Raw genomic sequence first — 19397 nt, 5'->3', positions numbered from 1 at the left:
GAAGCGGTTGGTCATACCCCGGGCGGCGCTCGAAGAATGCATTCATCGCCCGGTTTCGGAACCGGTTCCGGTTGTAACCGGTTCCGGCTTCCCCGCGCGACAACGTTGCGGCTGCTGGAACCGTTTCCGGGGACGGCGGGCGCCGACCGGCACCGGGTGCCGGCGCCGTCCACTACGGACATTGAAACAGTCTCGAAACATTGACGTCACTTATGACGATCAGTTAGCTTCGTGAGAGAGCGCTCTCACAGCCATCCCCGCCTCCCCTCCCCCACTCCCCCCTTCCCTCCGAGCGGGTCGGAGCCACTGGTCCGTCGCCCGACGCCGCCCGGACACAGCACCCCTTCCTTCACACCTCCGGACCGCCGGCCGCCCCGGGTGGCCGGGGGTTCCTTGTATTTGCTGGAGAATTCGATGACACCTCAGGGAATTCGTGCCGGGCTGGCAGGGGCGACCGCCGCGCTGGTCCTCACCGGCGTCGGTCTCACCGCAGCCGTGCTCCCCGCCCGGGCCGCACCCACCGCCGGCTACACCACCGACCGGGTCGGCCCGCTGCCCACCGGGTGCGGCGACCTGTCCACCCGGCCGCGCCAGTTCGTCACCCCGCACGCGCCCGCCGGGGCCCTGCCCACCAACGACTGGTGGTCCTCACTGGTCTTCAAACGCACCGAATGCGCGTACAGCGAACCGCTGCACGCGCATCCGATCTCCTTCGACACCTACGGCAGCGGGCTGGGCTTCTCCGGGAACGACACAGCCGCGATCTCCGGCACGGCGACGGGGGTGGGCGAGTTCCACTATCCGTACGTGCAGGACATCCGCGTCGGCGTGGCCGGGCTCGCGGCGCCCGTGGTCACCGTCGACGACTGGAGCGACTGGACGGTCACGCCGTACTGGAGCGACGGGTCGCACACCCTGCGGGCGACCATCGGCAAGGGCCTTCCCTTCGCGTACTTCCAGGCGACCGGCGGGAACGCCGTCGTCACCGCCACCGGCACCCCGGCGGTGTTTCTCAACGACGGGGCCACCATCGGCTTCACCGCCAACGGCCACGACTACGCCGCGTACGCACCCACCGGCGCGTCCTGGACCGTCTCGGGCAGCACCCTCACCTCGGGGCTGGCGGGACACGACTACTTCTCCGTGGCGCTGCTGCCACCCAGCACGGACAACGCCGGACGCACCGCGCTGGCCCGGCAGTTCGGCCAGTACGCCCACAACCACGTCACCGGCACCCGCGTCGACTACCAGTACGCCCCGGCCACCGGCGCCGTCACCACCACGTACTCCCTCACCACCCGGGCCCGCGAGGGCAACGCCACCGGGACCGTGATCGGGCTGTACCCGCACCAGTGGAAGAACCTCACCGGGGCCACGCCGCTGGCACCCACCTACCGCACCGCCCGGGGCACGATGAAACTGCTCGCCGGGGTGACCAGCTACCGCACCACGATGACGTTCCACGGCGTCCTGCCGGAACTGCCCGCGGTCGGTGACGGCACGGGCGCCGACCTCACCGCGCTGACCAGATACCTGACCGCCGACCGCGCCGACCCGCAGGCCCGGCAGGGCGAGGACACGTACTGGACCGGTAAGGGGCTGGGCCGGGCAGCCCGGATCGCCGAGATCTCCGACCTGGTCGGCGACACCGAGACGCGCGACCGCGCGACCGCGGCCATCAAGGCGAGCCTGACCGACTGGTTCACCGCGCCCGCGGGCAAGACGACGCACGTGTTCGCGTACAACGGCGACTGGGGCGCGCTCATCGGCTACCCGGCGTCCTACGGCTCCGACTCGGAACTCAACGACCACAGCTTCCACTACGGCTACTACGTCACCGCGGCGGCGACGCTGGCCCGCTTCGACCCGGCCTGGGCGCGCACCGCACCGTACCGGGACATGGTCGACATGCTGATCCGGGACGCGAACAACTACGACCGCAGCGACACGCGCTTCCCGTTCCTGCGTGACTTCGACATCTACGAGGGCCACGACTGGGCGTCCGGGCACGGGTCGTTCGGGGCGGGCAACGACGAGGAGTCGTCCTCGGAGGGGATGAACTTCGCGTCCGCGATGATCCTGTGGGGTCAGGCGACAGGCAACACCGCGATCCGGGACGCGGGGGTGTTCCTCTACACCACCCAGGCCGCCGCGGTCGACGAGTACTGGTTCGATGTGGACGGTGACAACTTCCCCGCCTCGTTCGCCCACAGCGGCGTCGGCATGGTGTGGGGCGACGGCGGGGCGTACTCGACCTGGTTCAGCGCCGAGCCGGAAATGATCAACGGCATCAACCGGCTGCCGATCACCGCGGGCCACCTCTATCTGGGCGACCACCCGGCCTACGTGCGATCCGCGTACGCGGAGATGGTGCGCAACAACGGCGGCGAGCCCTCGGTGTGGCAGGACGTGCTCTGGTCGTACCAGGCGCTCGGCGACGGGGCGGCGGCGCTGGCGAACCTGCGGGCCAACCCCGGATACACCGTGGAGGAGGGCGAGAGCCGCGGGCACACGTTCCACTGGATCCGCAATCTGGCGGTACTGGGCACCGTGGACACCGCGGTGCACGCCGACTACCCGCTGGCGGCGGTGTTCACGGCCGACGGCGCCCGCACGTACGTCGCCGCGAACACCGGCGACCAGGCGATCACGGTGACGTTCTCGGACGGCAGGGTGCTCAGCGTCCCGCCGGGGCGGACGGTCGCGGCCGGGGCGCACTCGTGGAGCGGCGGGAACGGCGCCGCCCAGCCGTCGAGTGACCCGTCGGAGACCCCCACCGAGTCGCCGTCGCCCACGCCGACCGGCACCACCCCGACCGATCCCACGCCGACCAGCCCCACGCCGTCCGACCCCACGCCGTCCACGCCCGCGTCACCGACGCTGTACCTGGTCTCCGGTGCGCTGGCGGGCACGTCCGGTCAGCTGTCCGGCGCCGCCGGGGCGCGCGGCACCGCGACGGTGGCCGCCGCGGCCGGCAACCACGACGGCACCCCGGCCGCCGCCCTGGCCTACCGGGCCACCGGTGTCGACCTGGCTTACCAGGGCGGGACGACCGCGTTCGACCTGTTCCTCGACGCGGGCACGGCCGTCGGCAACGGGGTGCAGGTGCGGATCTCCTACGACCTGACCGGGGACGGGACGGTGGACCGCAGCGAGACGTACCGGTACTTCGCCACCGACCCGATCGCCGGATACGAGCACTACACGCAGGCCGCGGGCCTGCTCAGCGCGACGGGCACCGCGGGCGACCTGCACAACGGCACCGTGACCGTCGAGGTGTGGAGCGCCATCGGAAGTCAGCCCACCACGCTCGGGCTGGGCGACCAGTCCCGGCTGGTGCTGCCGTACGAGTGAGCCGCCGCTGGGGGTCCGGCCGGGAGGACCGGACCCCCGGCGCCGTCGCGTGGCCCGCGCTCGGACCAGGTCACCCGACGAGTTCCGGCACCCGGATTCCGCTGCTCGCCGGTGTCCCGGCCGGGTCCGCCTCGGTGGCGGTCGGCAGGGTGAAGGTGAAGCAGGTGCCGCCGCCGGGGTTGTCGGTGGCGGTGATGGTGCCGCCGTGGCGTTGCACGGTGCGTTGGCAGATGGCCAGGCCGAGGCCGGTGCCGCCGTACCCCTTTCCGCGGTGGGCGCGGTGGAAGGTGCCGAAGACGGCGTCGTGCTGGTCGGCGGGGATGCCGATGCCGTTGTCGGCGACGGTGACCGCGACGGTGTCGCCGTCGACGCTGCTGGTGACCGTCAGGTGTGGGGTGATGCCCGCGGCGGTGTACTTGACGGCGTTGCTGACGAGGTTGTCGAGCAGTTGCCGCAGCAGCACCGGGTCGGCGTGCACCGGGTCCAGCTCACCGATGGTGAAGACCGGCACCGGCTTCTCGGCGGCCATCGCCGCGTCGATGCGGGCCTCGGCGACGTCGGCGACCAGGTGGCCGAGGTCGACGGGGACCGGATTGATGGCGGCGTCGCGAGCGGTGGTGTAGGCGAGCAGATCGTTGACCAGTCCGCGCATGCGGGCCGAGGCGCGGGTGACCCGGACCAACCCGTCGTGGGCCTCGGCGACCGCGGGGTGTTCGGGGGCGTCGGTGAGCGCGTCACCGACGGCCTCTGTCCAGCCCTCGACCGTGGCGAGCGGGTTGAGCAGGTCGTGGGCGACGACACCGGCGAAGCTGGCGAGTTCGTCGCGGTGGCGGCGTTCGGCGGTGACGTCGCGGAGCAGAACGACAGCGCTGCGGACCTGGCCGTCGGGGTCGGCCAGCGGGGTGGCCGTGCTGCGGATGATCCGGTCCTGCTGCAGTGCGGGGTTGCGCACGAGGAGGTCCGCCGCGTGTGTCCGGCCGTCGGCGATGGCCTTGCGCGAGGGCAAGTCGGCGTCGGTGGCCGGGGTGCCGTCCGAGGCAAGCAGGCCGTAGTGGCCAGGGACGTCCGGTTTGGCGGACGGGGACGGGCGGTCACCGAGCAGGGACTGCATCATGCGGTTGCGCAGCAAGGGGCGCCCCTCGGAGTCGACGACGGCCAGACCGTCGGCCATGGAGTCGACCACCGTGTTCAGGAGCTCGGCCTGCTGGAACGCCCGTTCCTTCTCTTCGGCGAGGTCGCCGGTCAGCGCGTCGCGTTCGTCGCGGCCCAGCGCCAGGACCAGGCCGACGAGGACGACAGTGGCGATGAACACATGCCCGACCATCGTCGCGGTCATCAGCGAGCCGAGGTGCGCGAACGGGCCTTCGCGGTGCACCGTGACCAGGGACGTGGCGATCATGACGGCCGCACTGTGCAACACCACGTAGGCGGTGCACAGCCGGACGGCCGCCCACACGGTCAGCACGATCAGCGGAAACACCATCGAGACCCCGGGCGCCCGCAATGCGATCCCGTACCCGGCCGCCGTGCACAGGGTCACGGCCAGACACTCGCCCACGCGGGCGCACGTCAGGGCGCGGGTCGCCGGCCGCCCTCCGAAGGGCAGCGATCCGTGCCGCGCCCGATAACCGGCCACCATCGCCGCAGCGCCTGCGGCGACGGCCGCGAACAGCAGCATGTTGGCCACGTCAGAGGTCACCATCGTGGCGATCATCGACCACGGAAGCGTGCCGGTGGCCAGCCACAGCCCCACCGCGCCGGCCACGGCGCCACACCCGGCAGCGCCGGCGACCGCGGCCAGCAGACGCCACAGGTCCCGTGGCCGCCGCAACTCCGGCAGGTCGTCCGGCGCCGGGTGCCCAGCGGGCAGCAGGCGCAGGAACACCCCGACCTGGGCCAACCCCACCACCAGGCACACCGCAGCCACCGCCGGGCTCGCACCGACGGCCAGGTTGACGCCCACGATCACCATCGCCAGCGCGGCCCAGTCCACCCAGCGAGCACGGGCGGAGCGCTGCACGACAAACCACACCGCGGCGATACCGGCCGCCGGCCACACCACGCGCCCACCGCCGAAAGCGGACAGCTCACTGCGGCCGAACAGCTCCGCGAACAGGAAAAGGGCGGCGAACCCGACAGTACGCAGCAACGACCCCGGTATCCCCCGCACCGGCGTACACCTCCGACGCGCAGCCGCGCCCGGAAGCACCGCAGGTCCGCCCGCTGCTACCACGCCATCACGTTCCTGAGCGCCGCGCTCGTCGCCTGCCGTCACCAGATGGGTCATGTCCGCCCCCCCGTCAGGACCACCCCTACCTCGTACTGATCGCCTGCGGGATGGAGCCGCTGAGCCGTCGGCAACGCCGGGGGGAGAGACGGGACCAAAGTCCCTGAACGGTCATCAGCGCTGAATGGGTTCCTATTTCCGCCAGCGCCCCGGCACCTACTGCCCGCGGAAGACGTCGGTCGTCTCGTATCGCCCGGACGGCGGGGTGAGTGCGGTGCGGTTCGCGCCCGGCTCCCACGTCACCGTGCCGTCCGGGTCGCGGATCACGTACTTGAACTCGATCGGGGTGCCCGCGGGCAGGCCCACCCCGCCGGACCAGACCGGGTAACCGGCGGCGCCCAGCGGCACCCCGCGCGCCGGATCCCAGCCGCCGAGCTGCGGCACGTCACCGACGACGTACACGTTCTGGCCCCAGCGGGTCGGGGTGGTGACGTGGAACGCGGCCGGGACGCGCCCGGCGGGCGGGCGGATCGTCACCCCGATGTCGTCGGTCGCCACGCCGGGAGTGTCCACCGAGTACACCAGCGCGTCCGTTCCGCTCGGGTTCTCCAGGCCGATCGTCGCGTACCGGCCGGTGGCCGAGACGCCCTGCGGGCTGCGGTACCGGTAGGTGACCACGCCGTCGCGGTGCAGGATCGCGCTGATGGACACCCGCTGCTGCGGGTCGCTGAAGAAGCGCACGTTGCGCCACTCCACCACGAACGTGTCCGCGTCGGCCGCGGTCCACACCCCGGCCTCGGCGTCGACGTACAGGTCGTCCCAGAACGGGTACAGCGCGTCGTTGGGCTGGTCGGCGGTGGGCAGGTTGGTGTTGCCGAACGCGGGCGCGGGCCCGTCGAAGGCGATCACCCCGTTGGTGCTGACCCACGCCACGCCGTGCTCGACGCCGTACAGCGGGAACGGGAACGGGATGGCGACCTGGGCCGTGAGGTCGTCGCCGGTGAGCTCGATCCGGGTGTCACCGGCCCGGTACGGCTCGACGGCGGGACCGCATGTGTGGCCGTACTGGTCGGCGGCCGGGTCGAGGGGTATCTCCAGGGTGGCGTCGCCGGTCAGGGTCAGCGCGCGGGTGGCGGGGGCCGAGCACCCGCCGACCGGGCTGACCGTGAGCTGGTAGGTGCCCAGCGGCGCGGCGATCCGGAACCGCCCGCCGGCGTCGGTCGTCACCGACACCGGGGTGCCGGTCAGCGCGACGGTCGCACCGACCGCCGGGGCCGCTCCCGCGGTCACCGTGCCGGTCAGCACGCCGGACGCGCTCGCGGTCAGGTCGGTGTCGAGCCGACCCGCGGCGCCGTTGTCGATGTCCACCTGCGTCTCGGAGGTGTCGTACCCGAATGCGGTGACCCGCACCCGGTACGCGCCCGCCACCAACCGCGCGAACCGGTACCCGCCGTCCGCGCCGGTCGTGACGCTGCGCTCGGCCGGGCCGCTGACCCGCACGACGGCCCCGGCCAGCGGGGTGCCGCCCGCCGTGACCGTCCCCGTGAGGCTGCCGGACGGGCTGAGCGCCAGCGTGACCGCGGCGGCCGCGTCGAGGCGCCCCTGGCCGAAGACGTTGTTGTCGCCGGCGGTGCCCCCGCACGACAGGTCCTCGACGTCGACCGCGGCGGTGTCCAGCACCTCGCGGGTGGCGGCGATGTCGCGGCGCAGGGCCGGGGCGGCCGACCAGAGCAGCGCCACTGTCGCGGCGGTGTGCGGGGAGGCCATCGAGGTGCCGCTGTAGACCGCGTAGCCGCCGCCGGGAACGCTGGAGCGTACGTCGACGCCGGGCGCGGCGATGTTCGGTTTGACCAGGCCGTCCTGGCCGGTGCCGCGGCTGGAGAACGACGCGATCGCGTTGTTGATGTCGTAGGCGCCCGAGGCGTACGTGGCGGTGTAGGAGCCCGGGGTGTTGGCGCTGCCGCAGCCCGGACCCGAGTTGCCCGCGGAGAACGCCGGGAAGATGCCCGCGGCCGTCCAGGCCCGCACGACGTCGGAGTACCAGGGGTCGAAGCCCGAGGAGCCGCCCCACGAGTTGTTCACCACGTCGGGTGCCAGGTCCGGGCGGGGGTTGTTGCCCGCACGGTCGGTGGGCGCCACGATCCACTGCCCGGCGGCCAGCAGCGAGGCCACCGAGCAGGAGCTGGTCTCGCAGCCCTTGGCGGCGATCCAGCTGGCGCCGGGGGCGACGCCGATCGCGGTGGCTGTGTCGGTGTCCCGGCCCACCATCGTGCCCATGGTGTGTGTGCCGTGGCCGACGTTGTCGCACGGGGCCGGGTCGGCGCAGACGTGCGCCGGGTCGAACCAGTTGTAGTCGTGGTCGTAGCCGCCGTCGGCGCGGCGGCCCCGGTATCCGGCGGCCAGCGCCGGGTGGTCGTACTGGACGCCGGTGTCGACGTTGGCGACGACGATGCCCTCGCCGCGGACGTGGCTGTCGTTCCAGACGCGCGGCGCGCCGACCCGGTCGACGTTCCACTCCGTGCCCTGCACGGCGGCGTGCGCGGTGCCGGTGATGGGGGCGGGCAGCTTGACGGGGTTGTCCGGGAGCACGGCCTTGACCTCGGGCCGGGCGGCCAGCTCGCGCAGCAGGGCGGCGCCGCCGGTGACCCGGATCGTGTCCGAGATCCAGTACGTGCTGAACCGGGCCCCGCGGCGGCTGAGCAACGCGCGGAGCCCGGCCTGGTGGCGGGCCGTTGCCGTGGTGGCGGCCCGGTAGACCGCGCCCGCCCTGGCCTTTCCGGTGGCCCGGCGGGCGGCGCTCAGGTCGGGGGTGTCGCGCAGCAGGAGCCAGAAGGTCGTGTCGCCGCGCGCCACCTCGGCGCGCACCTGGGCGGAGACCGTGGCCGGCGCCTCGCCGGCGGTGGTCGCGCGGATGGAGGCTGCCCCGTGGGCCGCTGTGGCGTCGGTCGCGCGGATGGCGGCTGCCGCGTGGGCCGCTGTGGCGTCGGTCGCCAGCACGGTCACGGCGGCCGCGGCGGCGAGGGCGGCGGTCCAGCGGTGCCTGTCGTTCGTCACCTGGGTCGTCCCCTTCGTGATCGGCTCCGCGGATGGGGCCGGTGGGGACGCTATCGACGTACGTGAATGGGCTGCAAGGTCTTGCGGTTGTTGCCGGTGCCTTGCGCCGGCATGACGGCGCTGTTGCCGCGCGGCAGCCTCCGCAGGCCATCGCGACCGGCCGGGGCAACAGTTGTTTCCGGGCCCCGGGGATGGCCCGCAGATGGCGCACAAACGCACCCCTCCCGAGGGCGGGGAGACCACAGTGGACGAAGGTGGGAGGGCTCCCAAACTGTGACGACGACAACATTTGCGGACGCCTTGACACCCGAATGAGGTGGCGTTGAGGTTGCCCGCCGACCGTGGGGGCATGACCGTTGCGAACCTGATCGCCGCCCCGCCCGTCGTCGTTCCCGCCCACACCGGGACCCGTCCGGCCGCCGTCGACTTCTCCGTCGTGATCCCCTTCCACAAGCCCGGTGGCCGGCTGCTCAGCACGGTGCAGCGGCTGGCCGAGGTGCTGCACGCGCAGAACATCAGCTTCGAGATGATCGCCGTCTCGGCGGGCTGCATCGACGGCTCCGGCGCCACCCTGGCCGACGTGGCACACACCCGTGTCATCGCCAGCCGCGACATCCAGGACAAGGGCGCCGCCCTGGACGCGGGCTTCGCGGCCGCCGCGGGCACCTGGATCGGCATCATCGACATCGACGGGGACGGCGAGTTCGACCCGTACGAGGTCGTGGAGAACCTGCACCGCGCCCGCGACGGCTACACGGCCTGATCCCGCTGCCCTGGCACCGCGCCGGGGCCGGATCGCGCCCCTTGACGCCGCTCCCGAGCGCCAAGGAGTCGCCGGAAGTCGGGCGGTTGGTCAGGAGGCCGCCACGGCCTCAGCCGCGCGGACGTGCAGCGCGGCAGCGACCGCGTCCAGGTCGGCGAACAGCCCGGCCTGAGCGGCACGGGCCCGGTCCACCAGCGCCACCCGCTCCCCCAGCCCCACCCGCTCCCCCAGCCCCACCGGCTCCCCCAGCCTCGTCTGCTCCCCCAGCCCCACCGGCTCCCCCAGCCCCACCGGCGCCCGTTGGCTCCTCCGCGGTTGTGGCAGCAGTGCGGGCCGCGCCGTCTCCCGGCCCGGCCGCGCGACGCACCGGCGCAGCGCCTCCTCGGCGACCGCCAGCGCCGCCCGGCGGGCGAAGATCCGGCTGAGCGCGGCGCACCCGGCCGGCGGGAGCCCGCGGTCCGCCGCCGCGGGCAGGGCACCGTCGGCAGCAGCGACGGCACGGCGGGCCAGCCAGCCGGCGGCCTCCGCGGACGCGACCAGTTCCCCCCACTCAGGGCGGGCGGAATCGGCGCCGTCCAGCAACACGGCCAGGCAGTCCAGGGCGAGCGCGGCGGTGGGAGCCCCGGAGTCGGCCGGCAGTCGCCCGAGGGCGGCGGCCAGATCCCGGTGGAACCGGCCCGCGGTGCCGGCATGCGTCCGTAAACGGTCACGGGCGATGCCGAGCACCCGGGCCTGCCCACCGCCAGTCCAGGTGGTGGGGATCACCGGGTCCGGCCCGCCGTACGCGCCGACCGCCCCGACCGCGGCCCCGCCCGCCTCCACGGCCAGGTACGCGGCGACGGCGCCGTCGGTATCCGGCCCGGCGCCGGACGGCGAGCCGGCCGCGCCCGCGTCGATCCGGGTCGCGGTCGCCTCCAGCGCCGCGCGGGCCGCCTCCAGCCGGACCGCGTGCGGCACGATCAGCCGATGGGTGTGGTGGTCGGCGGGGGCAGCGCCGCGGCGGATCCGGCTGCGCGCGTACGCGAGCGCCCGGTCCAGCGCCGCCCACCCGGCGCCGAGGGCGCAGGCCGCGGTCACCACCCGCGCCGCGGCCGTGTCGGCGGCGCCGGGCTCGCGCAGGAACGCCAGCACGGCCGGATGGACCGCACCGGCGTCGGCGCGGGTGCGCATCTCGACAACCCGGTACGCGCGGAACGCCCCGCCCTCGTCCACCGCGGACAGCGCCGCCTCGACGGCGCGGGAATCCGGTCGACCGACGGAGTCCATGAGCAGCACCCTCCCTGAAGGACGCAGCGCGGCCCACTCGGCGCGGGTCGCGGGCAAAGCGTGGCCACGGCCGCCGAGAGGCCGGCGGTGCAGCGATCGGCGTGGCGGGGAACGCGTCTGCGGGTGCCGCGGCACGGCCGCGCGTCGGGCACCCCGGTGCCGACAGTATGGAAATCTCTCGATCAACGGGAGCCGCGACCGGCCCGTGGATCCGGGACCTTCGGCCCCGCGCCGCCCGGCCTCGGGCCCGGCGACGCCCCGCGCCGCCCGGCCTCGGGCCCGGCGACGTGCACGGGGATGCCAGGATCTCCGACATGACTCTGGAACACACCGTCCGGCTGCACTTCGGAGACCGGTCGCGGGCCGCCGCCACGCACACCAACCTGTCCGCGGTCCGCGCCGACGGTGCCGTGCTGTGGGTCGCGGGCGACGAGACCGCGACGGTGGAGCGCCTGGTGGCCGACGATCCGCACCGGCCCACCGCGTACGGCGACGAGACCACGTTCCGGTTGGCCGATCTGGTCGAGCTGCCCGGTGGCGACGGTGACGAGGAGGCCGACATCGAGGGCCTCGCCCGGACGGGGCACTTCCTGTGGGCGGTCGGCTCGCACAGCCTGCGCCGCCGGCAGATCAAGGCCCGCCACACCGACGCGAAGGCGCTGAAACGGCTCGGCCGGGTCGAGGGTCAGGACAACCGGCAGATTCTGGTCCGGCTGCCGATCGCCGAGGTGGACGGGCTGCCCACCCCGGTCCGCGAGATCGTCGTCGACGGCCGGACGCAGCGGGCGGCGATCCTCGCCGGACGCGGCAACCTGCGGGCGTTGCTGGGCGACGACGAGCACCTGGCGCCGTTCCTGGCCATTCCCGGCAAGGACAACGGGCTGGACATCGAGGGCATCGCCGTCCACGGCGAGCGGGTCTATCTCGGGCTGCGCGGGCCCGTGCTGCGGGGCTGGGCGTTCGTGCTGGAGGTGCGCCCGTACCCGGATCCGCGGGACCCGGGGCGGTTGCTGCTGCGGCCCTTCGACGACGGACGGCCGTACCGCAAGCACGTGCTGGACCTCGACGGGCTGGGCGTACGCGACCTGTGCCCGGACGGCGACGACCTGCTCGTGCTGGCCGGCCCGACCATGGACCTGGACGGCCCGGTGCGGATCTACCGCTGGCGCGGGGCGTGCCAGGTGGAGATGCCCGCGGTCGTCCGCGGGGAGGTCGTCAGCCGGGAGCTCGAACTGCCCTACGGCGAGGGCGACGACCACGCCGAGGGGATCGGGCTGCTGGCGCCGCGCGAGCAGGGCCGGGTGATGGTGGTGTACGACAGCCCCGCGGCGGCCCGCCTCACCGACGACGGCGCCGTCGTCGCCGATGTGGTCCGGCTGCCGCGGGGCGACGCCTGACTCTCCGCTCGCGGCCTCAGTGAGCGTCGAGGCCGAAGAACACCGCGTCCGAGTACGCCGAGCAGATCGTGTCGAGGAAGTACGCGGCCGCGTTCCCGCACTGCTGCGGGTCCGCGCCCGGATCCACCGGCAGGCCGTGGCCCATGCCCGCGATCCGGTACAGCCGGACCTGGTCGGCGCCGTACACCTCCAGCGTGGTGGCGGCGGGCAGCGTCCGGGTCGCGGTCGGCTGGGCCGGGATGCCCAGTACGTCGGTGAACTGGTCGCGCAGCTCGACCCCGTTGGCCGGGACGACCGTGTAGTCGGCCTGGCCGTGCCAGATCGCCACCCGCGGCCACGGTCCGCGATAGCCCGGATAGGCGGCGCGGACCAGGTCACCCCACTGCGCCGGGGTCCGGTCGGGCGGCGCGTACTGGCAGGTCGTCGCGGAGAGCACGGAGGTGGCGCAGCGGTAGGGCAGGCCGGCCACGATCGAGCCGGCCGCGAACACGTCAGGGTAGGCGGCCAGCATGACGGCGCTCATCGCGCCGCCCGCGGACAGGCCGGAGACGAAGATCCGGGCCGGGTCGATCTGGTACGTGGCCACGGCGTACCCGGCCATCTGCCGGATGGACAGCGCCTCCCCCTGGCCCCGGCTCGTGTCGGCGGGCAGGAACCAGTTGAAGCAGGCGGCGCTGTTGTTCGCGGTCTGCTGTTGCGGGAGCAGCAGCGCGAAGTGCCACCGGTCGGCGAAGGTGCGCCACCCGGAGTTGGCGAAGTAGCCGGCGGCGTCCTGGGTGCAGCCGTGCAGCAGCACGACCGCGGGTGCGCCCGCCGGCAGGCCGACGGGCCGGTACGCGTACATGACGAGGTTTCCGGGGTTGGTGCCGAAGCCGGTCACCTGCTCCAGCCCCGCGGCGCGCGCCGGCCCGGGATTGGCCGGGCCGGCGCCGAGGAGGACGGCGAGAACAACGGCGATGAGGTGGTGGACACGGCGGATGGGGGAATGGCCCATGGCGGCCTCCGCGTGGGGATTCGGGGATCCGCCCAGGCTATGTCCCGCTGCCGGGTCGCGACATGGGCCGGCGCCCCACAACCGCGCGGGCGGTCATGTCGTCCGCGGACCGCTACGCGGCGAGCGCGTTGCCGTCGGCCGGGGCGGGCGGGGTGGCCGGGCGGCGGCTGCGGCCCCGGCCGCGGGCCACCTTGCGCCGGTACAGCTCCGCGTCGGCGTATGCGTACAGTTCTTCGAGGTTGGTGCCGTGCCGGCCGAGAACGGCGGCGCCGACGCTGACGCCGATGCGTTCCGCCAGCGCGGCCTCCAGCTCGCCGGCGACGTCGTCGGTATCGCCGGCGCTGCGCGAGGAGAGCAGCACGACGAACTCGTCGCCGCCGATACGGCCCACCACGTCGTGCGGATGCAGCCGCTCCCGGAGGGTGGCGCCGACCCAGCAGAGCAGTTCGTCGCCCGCCGCGTGCCCCTCGGAGTCGTTGATCTCCTTGAACCGGTCGAGGTCGAGGATCAGCAGCGACAGCTCCCGGTGGTGCCGCTGGGCGTGGGACAGTTCGGCGACAGAGCGCTCCAGGAAGCCCCGCCGGTTGAGGCATTGGGTCAGTGCGTCCACCCGGGACAGTTCGCGCAGCTTGCGGCGCTGCGCGGCGGCGACGCGGCCCCGGCTGGCGCAGACCACGGAGACCACCAGCGCGCTGACGAGGTGGCCGATCGTGTACCAGGCGCTGGAGACGCCGACGAACACGGCGATGGCCACGTACGCGGTGGCGGCGAACGGCAGCAGGACCGCCCGCGGGCTGATCAGCGCGATCAGCGGCATCGTGGTGAGCATCCCCAGCGCGACCATGGAGCTGGCCCCGCCGTCGAGGCAGACCACGATCGTGCAGAAGCTGAACTGCAGGGCACCCACGATCGGCATGACCAGCGTGGCGAAGCGGCTCCGGCTCAGCGAGCCCGCCGCCGCGATGGTGGTCACGCCGAGGCTGAAGGCGACCGCCAGCAGGGTGGTCATGAGCCAGCGGTGCGGGTGACCGCCGGCGAACAGCAGAACGTAGACCAGACCCATGCCGGGGGTGGAGATGCCGAGCCGCCCGGTTTCGGCGATCGCGCGGCGGCGCCGCTCGTGCCGGGACACCTTGGCCGACTGCCGGCGCGTGCTGTCGCTGCGGGCACCGGCGACCGCGGCCTCCGCCGGCACCTGCCGGTCGTGGTCGGCCTTGTCGCGGTAGACGCGCCGGTCGGCGATCTCCTTGAGGGCCTCGGGGGTGGTCGCCTCCGCCGGGTAGCACGCGTAGCCGATGCCGGCGGCGGCCACCCCGCCCAGCGCGGCGTGCAGCCGTTCGAGCACCGCGGGGACGCCGTCGGCGTCGATGCCGCTGAGCACCGCGGCGAACTCGTCACCGCCGACGCGGCCCACCGCGTCGTGGGTACGCAGCTGCTCGTCGATGGTGCGTCCGGTCCACACCAGCAGGTCGTCACCGGCCTGATGGCCGAACCTGTCGTTGATCTCCTTGAAGCCGTCCAGGTCGACCAGCAGCAGGACGGCGCTGTCGCCGGTGCGGTCGGCCTCGGCCAGCTCGTTCGCCAGGCGTTCCTCGAAGCCGCGGCGGTTGAGGCAGCCGGTGAGCGGGTCGATCCGCGACAGGTCGCTGAGGCGGCGCTGCAGCGACACCATGGCCGCCGAGTACCGCAGGCACAGCGTCGCGATGATGCCGGTGTGGATGGTGTGGATGAACGCGTAGCTGAGCTGGCCGGGGCCGCAGGCGATCGCGACCGCCCAGTACAGGGCCACGGCGAGACCCGCGACGGCGAGGAACGGCCGCAGCGGCATGCCGACGGCCAGCATGATGATCAGGAACGGCAGGTACGCGCCGACCACGCTGTTCAGCCCGCCGTCGAGCAGCGCCAGGGCGGCGAAGCCGGTGAGGTTGATGACGAGCCCGACCATCTGGACGGTGGCGCGGTGCCCGGCGCGCTCGATGGCCCCGGCACCGGCCAGCGCCACGGCGGCCAGCACCAGCATGGCCACGCAGATCGCCGACATGTACGGCCGATTCGGGCCCGACCAGGTGGTCGCGAGGTACACCAGCGTGCACAGCGGCGTCAGCATGGTGAGCGCGGCACCGGCCCGTACCCGGCGCAGGCGGCGGCGAGGCTTGTCACCGAGCGACGACGTCGTCGTCATGTCCCGCCTCACCTCCCCGCCGGGACCGACCCCTTATATGTCCAGCGATCGGCAGGGTGGGGTGCGACTGAATGACCTCGCAGGAGCAGAGCGGGAGCATGCCGAACCCGTACTGAACCGATTCAGTTGCCGGGCGGAAACGACCGACGATTCAGCGGGTGAAACGGCTCAGCTACGGGTGAAGTTCAACACTCGATGACATTGACCGCGAGGCCGCCCCGGGCGGTCTCCTTGTACTTGATCTTCATGTCGGCGCCGGTCTCCCGCATGGTCTTGATGACCTTGTCCAGGGAGACGCTGTGCACCCCGTCACCGCGCAGCGCCAGCCGCGCCGCGGTGATCGCCTTGATGCTGGCCACCGCGTTGCGTTCGATGCACGGGATCTGCACCAGCCCGCCGACCGGGTCGCAGGTGAGTCCGAGGTTGTGTTCCATGGCGATCTCGGCGGCGTTCTCCACCTGCTCCGGGGTGCCGCCGAGCACCTCGGCCAGCCCGGCCGCGGCCATCGAGCAGGCCGAGCCGACCTCGCCCTGGCAGCCCACCTCGGCGCCGGAGATGCTCGCGTTCTCCTTGAACAGCATCCCGATGGCGCCAGCGGTGAGCAGGAAGCGAACCACGCCGTCGTCGGTGGCGCCGGGCACGAACCGGGCGTAGTAGTGCAGTACCGCGGGCACGATCCCGGCCGCCCCGTTGGTGGGCGCCGTGACGACCCGGCCGCCCGCCGCGTTCTCCTCGTTGACCGCCAGCGCGAACAGCGTCACCCAGTCCATCACCCGCAGCGGGTCGACGCTGTACGCCTCCTCGCGCAGCCTGCGGTGCAGTTCGGCGGCGCGGCGGCGCACCTTCAGGCTGCCCGGCAGGGTGCCCTCGCGGGAGCAGCCGCGGGTGACGCACTCCTGCATGACCTGCCAGATGTGCAGCAGGCCCTCATGGGTGTCGGCGTCCGGGCGCCAGGCCCGCTCGTTGGCCAGCACCACGTCACTGATCCGCTGCCCGGTCGCCTTCGTCAGCTCCAGCAGCTGCGCCCCGGTACGGAACGGGTGCGCCACGCTGACCTGCTCGGCGACGACCGTCCCGGCCTCCCCGTCCACGACGAAGCCGCCGCCCACCGAGTAGTACGTGCGTGCCCGCACCGGCTCGCCGGCGGCGTCGTACGCGGTGAAGGTCATCCCGTTGGGGTGCAGTGGCAGGGCGCGGCGGCGGTGCAGCACCACCGTGATCTCGACGTCGTGCTTGCCGAGCAGCGGCACCCGCGCCTGCATCGCGGCGGCCCGCTCGTCGGCCGTGTCCGTGTCCACCGTCTCGGGCGCCTCGCCCGCGAGGCCCAGCAGCACCGCCTTGTCGCTGCCGTGGCCGTGGCCGGTGGCGCCCAGCGAGCCGAACAGTTCCGCGCTGACCCGGGCGGTACGCGCGAGCTCGCCGTCGGCGGCCAGCCCCTCGGCGAAGATCCGGGCCGCTCGCATCGGCCCCACGGTGTGCGAGCTCGACGGCCCGATACCCACCTTGAACAGCTCGAACACACTGATCATCGCGCACTCCTGTCACCGCGAGACGTCGTCGGCTCCGGCGGAGCAGAGACTACCCGTGGTATCGGCCGCCCAACCCGCCGCCGGGAGCCCTCCGGGCCGGCCGCGGCCCGGCGCCACCGGACGACGGTCAGCCGCCGGGCGCCGGGCCGCCGATCAGCGGCCTGCCGGATCCGGGGCGCCGATCAACCGCAGGGCGCCCGGGCGGACCCGGACGGTGACCGGGCAGTGGCCGAGGGGTTCACCGTCGGCGTACACGGGCAGGGGGCGGTCGGCTTCGATGGTGACCTCGCGGGCCCGGCTGGCGGCGATGCCGGGCAGCCCGAGGTGGGTGCCGTGGCGCAGGGCGGACAGGACGGGCAGCATCCGGTGGCGCGGCAGGGCCCCGACCGTGACCAGGTCCAACTGGCCGTCGTCGAGGCTGGCCGTGGGCGCGACCTGCAGGCCGCCGCCGTACCAGGGTGCGTTGGCGACGACCACGGTGTGGCCGGTCAGCGGGACGGGCTCGCCGTCCACCGTGAGGGTGTAGCCGACCGGGCGCCAGCGAGCCATCACGGCCAGCGCCGCCAGCTGGTACGCGATCGGCCGCCGGGGCAGCCGCCGCCGGTTGGCCAGGTCGTTGGCGGCCGCGTCGATGCCGGTGTAGACACCGCCGACCACGACCCGGTCACCGTGCTGCGTCTCGGCCTCGGCCACGTCGACGTCCCGGGCGGGCAGGGTGCGCAGTGCCTCGGCGGCCCAGCCGGGGTCGGCGGGCAACGGGACCGCGCGGGCCAGGTCGTTGCCCCGCCCGGCCGGGACGACCGCCAGCTCGGCCCCCGTGCCGACCAGCCCGGCGGCGACCGCCCCGACCAGTCCGTCACCCCCCACCGCCAGCACCGCGTGGCCCCGGACCGCGGCCTCGGCGGCCAGATCGGTGGCGTGCCCGAGAGACCGGGTGAACGACACCGTCACCGCGGCGCCGCCCTCGCGCAGGGCCCGGGCCACCCGGATGATCCGGTCCGGTGCGCTGCCCGCGCCCGCCGCGGGGTTGACCACCGCGGTGAAGACGTCGCGGCTCACGGCAGCAGGATTCCGGGATTGAGGATTCCGTACGGATCCAGCGCCTCCTTGACCCCGCGCAGCGCGGCCGCCCCGACGGGGCCGATCTCCCGGCCGTACCAGGGGCGGTGGTCGCGGCCGACGCCGTGGTGGTGGCTGATGGTGGCGCCGGTGGCGGCGATGGCCTCCCCGGCGGCGGTCTTGGCCGCCCGCCACTGCGCGACAGGGTCGTCGGCCTGCGCCGCCACCACGGTGAAGTACAGCGAGGCGCCGGTGTCGTACACGTGCGAGATGTGGCAGAGCACCAGCGGGGGTGTCCCGGCGTCGGCGAGCGTGGCGACCAGCGCCTCGCGGACCGCGGCGTACGTCTGCGGCAACCGGTCCCAGAAGGTGGCCGTCTCCAGCGTCTCGGCCAGCGCCCCCGCGTCGAGCAGCGCGTCACGCAGGTACGGCGCCCGGTACCGGCCCGCGCGCCACTGCTCGCCGGCGCTCTCGCCGAGCGGGGTGCCGCCGAGCGCGGTCAGCCGCGCCTGCAGTGCCTCGGAACGGGCGGCCACGTCACCCTTGGTGCCCTCGACGCCGACCACGGCCAGGCAGCCGCCACCACCACCGGCCGGGCCGGAGCCGGTGGCCGCGTTGATCGCGGTCTCCGCCTCGTCGGAGAGCCGCAGCACGGTGGGCAGCGGCCCGTCCTGGGCGAGCGAACGCATCGCGTCGCTGCCGGTCACGAAGTCCGGGAAGACCCAGCCGCTGTAGTGCCGCTCGGCCGGGACGGGGCGTACGCGCAGGGTCAGTTCGGTGATGACGCCGAAGGTGCCCTCGGAGCCGAGCAGCAGCTGCCGCAGGTCGGGACCGGCCGCGGACTCGGGGGCCCGGCCGAGCTCCACGGTGCCGACCGGGGTGGCCGCCTTGAGGCCGACGACCATCCGGTCGAAGCGCCCGTACCCGGCGGAGGCCTGGCCACTGGACCGGGTGGCGGCGAAGCCGCCGAGGCTGGCGTACTCGAAGGACTGGGGGAAGTGGCCGAGCGTGTAGCCCTGCGCGTTGAGCAGCCGCTCGGCCCGCGGGGCGCGCAGCCCGGCCTCCGCCGTCGCGGTGCGCGACACGGGGTCCACGCGGATCAGCCGGTCCAGGCCACCGAGGTCCAGCGCCAGCAGCCCGGCGAAGCCGTCGCGGCGGGCGGCCAGCCCGCCCACCACGGAGGTGCCGCCACCGAACGGGACCACCGCGACGTGCTGGCGGGCGCAGGCGGCCAGCAGCGCCGCCACCTCGTCGTGGGAGCCGGGCCGGGCCACCGCGTCCGGGGCGTCCTGGATCCGGCCGGTGCGCAGCCGCAGCAGGTCCTCCGTGGACTTGCCCGCGGCGTGGGCGAGCCGGGTGGCGTCGTCGGTGTGCACGCGCGGGCAGGCCGTGACGAGATCGGCGAGGGCCGCGGGCGGCAGCGACGACGGGTGCAGCTCCGCCGTCTCGGCGGCGGGGCGCGGCCCGCGCACCCCCAGGGCGGAGCCGAGCAGGTCCCGTACGCCGGGGGACAGGGTCACGGCGTCGGCGGGGTCGCCCCAGCGGGCCACATGGCGCAGCTCATTCATGGGT

At 73.9% G+C, this 19397-nt stretch carries 11 protein-coding genes; 3 read left to right on the top strand and 8 right to left on the bottom strand.

Annotated features, from left to right (window positions below):
- Positions 1–414: 414 nt before the first annotated feature.
- Positions 415–3354, top strand: coding sequence for a glycosyl hydrolase (locus ACMCNN_RS07015; RefSeq protein ID WP_412745350.1), 2940 nt, complete (start codon positions 415–417; stop codon positions 3352–3354).
- A gap of 70 nt (positions 3355–3424) precedes the next feature.
- On the opposite strand, the gene ACMCNN_RS07010 is transcribed toward ACMCNN_RS07015, so the two are convergent.
- Positions 3425–5524: an ATP-binding protein gene (locus tag ACMCNN_RS07010; protein WP_412745349.1), complete on the bottom strand. Its 2100-nt coding sequence runs from the start codon at positions 5522–5524 to the stop codon at positions 3425–3427.
- Between the two features lie 273 nt (positions 5525–5797).
- A complete protein-coding gene (locus ACMCNN_RS07005; RefSeq protein ID WP_412745348.1) occupies positions 5798–8635 on the bottom strand; it encodes a S8 family serine peptidase in 2838 nt (945 codons plus the stop codon).
- A 349-nt stretch (positions 8636–8984) separates the two neighbouring features.
- Between ACMCNN_RS07005 and ACMCNN_RS07000 the strand changes: the two genes are divergently transcribed.
- Positions 8985–9398 carry a glycosyltransferase gene (locus ACMCNN_RS07000; RefSeq protein WP_412745347.1) on the top strand — a complete coding sequence of 138 codons (414 nt, stop codon included), beginning with the start codon at positions 8985–8987 and terminating at the stop codon, positions 9396–9398.
- A gap of 90 nt (positions 9399–9488) precedes the next feature.
- Here ACMCNN_RS07000 and ACMCNN_RS06995 read toward each other — a convergent pair whose 3' ends face one another.
- Complete coding sequence (locus tag ACMCNN_RS06995; RefSeq protein ID WP_412745346.1) at positions 9489–10664, bottom strand: acyl-CoA dehydrogenase family protein; 1176 nt, start codon at positions 10662–10664, stop codon at positions 9489–9491.
- 314 nt (positions 10665–10978) lie between these two features.
- On the opposite strand from ACMCNN_RS06995, the gene ACMCNN_RS06990 reads away from it, so the two are divergent.
- The gene (locus tag ACMCNN_RS06990; protein ID WP_412745345.1) at positions 10979–12061 is read left to right on the top strand and encodes a DUF3616 domain-containing protein; all 1083 of its coding nucleotides are present in this window, start codon (positions 10979–10981) and stop codon (positions 12059–12061) included.
- Between the two features lie 16 nt (positions 12062–12077).
- On the opposite strand, the gene ACMCNN_RS06985 is transcribed toward ACMCNN_RS06990, so the two are convergent.
- From ACMCNN_RS06985 to ACMCNN_RS06965, 5 genes are all read right to left on the bottom strand, one after another.
- The gene (locus ACMCNN_RS06985; RefSeq protein ID WP_412745344.1) at positions 12078–13055 is read right to left on the bottom strand and encodes a PHB depolymerase family esterase; all 978 of its coding nucleotides are present in this window, start codon (positions 13053–13055) and stop codon (positions 12078–12080) included.
- A 112-nt stretch (positions 13056–13167) separates the two neighbouring features.
- Positions 13168–15237, bottom strand: a complete 2070-nt coding sequence (locus ACMCNN_RS06980) for a diguanylate cyclase (protein ID WP_412745343.1) — start codon at positions 15235–15237, stop codon at positions 13168–13170.
- Positions 15238–15422: 185 nt separating this feature from the next.
- Positions 15423–16766 (bottom strand): L-serine ammonia-lyase, encoded by a 1344-nt coding sequence (locus ACMCNN_RS06975; RefSeq protein ID WP_412745342.1) that lies wholly within the window; start codon positions 16764–16766, stop codon positions 15423–15425.
- 153 nt (positions 16767–16919) lie between these two features.
- Positions 16920–17825, bottom strand: a complete 906-nt coding sequence (locus ACMCNN_RS06970; RefSeq protein ID WP_412745341.1) for a diacylglycerol/lipid kinase family protein — start codon at positions 17823–17825, stop codon at positions 16920–16922.
- Complete coding sequence (locus tag ACMCNN_RS06965; RefSeq protein WP_412745340.1) at positions 17822–19393, bottom strand: FAD-binding oxidoreductase; 1572 nt, start codon at positions 19391–19393, stop codon at positions 17822–17824. Before ACMCNN_RS06965 ends, ACMCNN_RS06970 begins: the two co-directional genes overlap by 4 nt.
- Positions 19394–19397: the final 4 nt, after the last annotated feature.

It is taken from the genome of Krasilnikovia sp. MM14-A1004 (assembly GCF_047159485.1).
Taxonomy (GTDB): domain Bacteria; phylum Actinomycetota; class Actinomycetes; order Mycobacteriales; family Micromonosporaceae; genus Actinoplanes.
The sequence above is the reverse complement of the archived record's forward strand: the minus strand, read 5'-3'. Positions and strand labels throughout refer to the sequence as shown.